We start from the raw sequence: 2,944 nt of genomic DNA, 5'->3' as shown, positions 1-2,944 counted from the left end.
TCAGGCATAGCACAAGTTGTGAAGAGTACAATAGGGTAAGCTGAGCATCGAGTAGGTAAGCAGTTCATCCTTCTATTTTACCATTATCAGCAGCTGCTCAAGTATTTCTGCCGCGCTGCACTAGTTCATCTGGAATCGTTAATCCTAATTCCGTACGCCCAAAACTAACAACTTGAATCCCCAGATCTAGCCCGCGCACTGGAAACCAGCACCTACCACCAGGGTAGTTATCCTGATATCTCAAAGCATATTGTAGAGCTAACTCGGTTTTGCCCACACCGCCCATTCCGGCAATGGCACAAATGGCTAATCGATCAGTCTGTTGAAGTTCCTGATGGAGTTGCTCAAGTTGATCGTCCCTACCGACAAAGTAGGGAGTGCCACGATTAGCAATGTTAGTGGGAGGATTTAACGTTATCTGTTTTTTTTTGAGGCATTCCTCGATAAATTTCTTGACACCAAGATAGACCAGACTGTGTTTAGACTCTGGTTTGCATAGGTCAATATGGTGCTTTGGTATGGCAACGGGCTTCACTCCTTCAATGCCTGGGTTGGCACTATCTTCCTCTACAACCAAAATCCCTTTTACAGGCTGGGTTTCATAATAGACTTTTGTGGCAATTTCTAGACTCCGAACATTTTCTCTATACCACTCATTTAATTCCCGTAACTGAGAGTCATGAGCTTTTAATTCCTCTACACTGACGGTGGTTCGTGCTAAAACACCAATATTATTAATTAAATTAGCGAGATGAGACCCAGTGTGGGGAGTAGCCAGAAATACTATGCCTTTAGTCTGCTCAATAATCCCTTTATAGTCATCAAAATTATTAGCACTACGAAGCATCTTTTTGACTAAAAGCCCGCCCATACTGTGAGTAATAAATACTAATGGAAGCTTACCCAGATTGCAGCTGTGTAACCAATCTAATAAATTACTGGCTTGATCGAAAAGGGGCATACTGCTGTTGCTTTTCCAGTTTGTTGCTTTCGCGTCATACCCAAAAGACCAGATGTTAAGGCATAGTTGCTCTTGTCCTAGCCAAACTAGCCAAAAATTATCATCATTTATTGCATGCTGGGGATGCCACGTGCCTCTGGGATCACCTCCAAGTCCGTGAACAAACACCACATCCATACTAGCTTTTGAGTCCTCGCACCCTGAGATTTTTATCAATCCCCTCGAATCGCTCACCAATTAGCCTCCAGTTAACTCTATAGCCTTAACCAGTAGATACAGACAAACCTATTTTTATTTATTCTAATACAAAAAAATCCAGGTAATCGGGAGTCGGGAGTCGGGAGTCGGGTAAAAATTTATCACAATTTATTACTTTACCGATTTAATTTTTACGGCGATATCGGTAAAATTAATCCTATAAAATAGCCGCTACGCGATTGACCAAAGGTCACGCTACGCGAACGCTAAATTTTTCCCTCGGTTCCCTGTTAATAAGGTTTTTTTTAAACGCGATCGCATTTCCTGAGCTTACGATTTATTTCAATTACCACTACCAAAAAAAAATCTAAAAACCCTTGACAATTAAATTAATAATTTTTATGATTATAATTGTAATCTTCAAGAGCAATTTTGAATTATGCCTGACAACTTTCGCCCAGTTCCACAAAACAATCCTGAGGATATCACTCCTAGTAATACTCCTCAGGAACCTTCCCAAAAAAAATACCCCATTAAGCACATTCTCAAGGGTTCCCGCCGGGCAATAAACAACACCATGCAGACCCTTTATGCACGGGGTTACGCCGAAATATCGGAGTGGAGCCCCCTTCAGCCGACGGGAATTCCTGGCGAATTCATCACCATGATGACCAAGTATTTAAATTTGGGTTAAACTATTAAATTATAGGGGGGGTAACCCCCCTGGCCAAAGTATCAGGTTTGTTCACGTAGCGTGACCTTTGGTCAATCCTATGGGATCATTTCTGGATTGGTTTAGAAAGTTGAGGCATAACTAAAAACTCCTAGCCGTGGAAGGTTTTCTGCGGCTATTTTTTTTGGGGTTAAAGGTTAGAAGGTTTAAGGTTAGAAGGTTTAAGGTTAGAAGGTTTAAGGTTGAAGCTTAGAAGGTTTAAGGTTAGAAGCTTAGAAGGTTGAAAGTTAAAGGTTATGATATCGAAATTAGCGTTAATATAGCGTTTATAGGACTCATGAGGTACAGTCTTCTTTGACGTTGATTCCCTCTTAGGTGCGCTCTTACCATTAAGAATTAAATTCGCCACGGGTCGCACCTCTTAATGCAGGGCATCGCTATTCCCTCTTATCTCTTCCCTGTTCCCTGTTCCCTGTTCCCTGTTCCCTAAAATCTAGAAATCGTGTACCTCACAAGTCGTAGAATTGCTATAACAATCTCCGGTATTTCCCCATTTCCCCACACTTCCCTCTGTTTACCTTTGTCTGGTGGGATGGGTGATAGTATTGAATACGTACGAAATAAGGATTAGCTGATCAATAACTGTCTTGATCAAGTCATTGATATCATCTGAGAATAATTATTTTTAATAAAAATTTGAAGACGGTGGGTTACGGCGCGGATAAAAACTGATTGCTAATCGATCACAAGCCTGGCCGCGCCTAACCCACCCTACTGGACTGGCACAGCTAATTTGGTGCATTAGATTCTGCCATGTCTTCATCTTCAAACACTGGATAAAGGTGTTTAAGTTTGACTCTGGCATCGGGGGTTGAAAAATGCCAAATTACTTGACTGGCTGTTTTGTTTCGCTCTTGAACACACGCTTTTAACTTCTTTTCCAATTTTTCTTCGACTAAAATCCTGCGGGCTAAACATTGTTTGGTTAAAATGCTTAGTTCAATCTCTGCTACATTTAACCAACTGCCATTACTTCGAGTATGATAAATTTCTAGTCGTCTGGCTTTGGCGTTGAGCTTCATCAGCCGGGAAAGCAACATACACGAGAAGCA

3 protein-coding genes and 1 pseudogene are annotated in these 2,944 nt (G+C 41.4%); 1 reads left to right on the top strand and 3 read right to left on the bottom strand.

All coding sequences use genetic code 11. The annotated features are described in order from the left end of the window. Positions 1-97 precede the first annotated feature (97 nt). Complete coding sequence (locus F6K46_RS39080) at positions 98-1,195, bottom strand: hypothetical protein (protein ID WP_293068698.1); 1,098 nt, start codon at positions 1,193-1,195, stop codon at positions 98-100. A gap of 403 nt (positions 1,196-1,598) precedes the next feature. Between F6K46_RS39080 and F6K46_RS39075 the strand changes: the two genes are divergently transcribed. Further along, on the top strand, positions 1,599-1,853 hold the full coding sequence (locus tag F6K46_RS39075; RefSeq protein WP_293068695.1) for a hypothetical protein: 255 nt from the start codon (positions 1,599-1,601) through the stop codon (positions 1,851-1,853). A 169-nt stretch (positions 1,854-2,022) separates the two neighbouring features. Here F6K46_RS39075 and F6K46_RS39070 read toward each other — a convergent pair whose 3' ends face one another. After that, complete coding sequence (locus F6K46_RS39070) at positions 2,023-2,241, bottom strand: hypothetical protein (protein WP_293068692.1); 219 nt, start codon at positions 2,239-2,241, stop codon at positions 2,023-2,025. Between the two features lie 379 nt (positions 2,242-2,620). Then, positions 2,621-2,944: pseudogene (locus tag F6K46_RS39065) on the bottom strand (IS630 family transposase); the annotation flags it as partial.

It is taken from the genome of Moorena sp. SIO3E8, assembly GCF_010692445.1.
In the GTDB taxonomy this organism is placed as follows: Bacteria; Cyanobacteriota; Cyanobacteriia; order Cyanobacteriales; family Coleofasciculaceae; genus Moorena; species Moorena bouillonii.
This window is presented reverse-complemented; position numbering and strand designations above follow the sequence as displayed.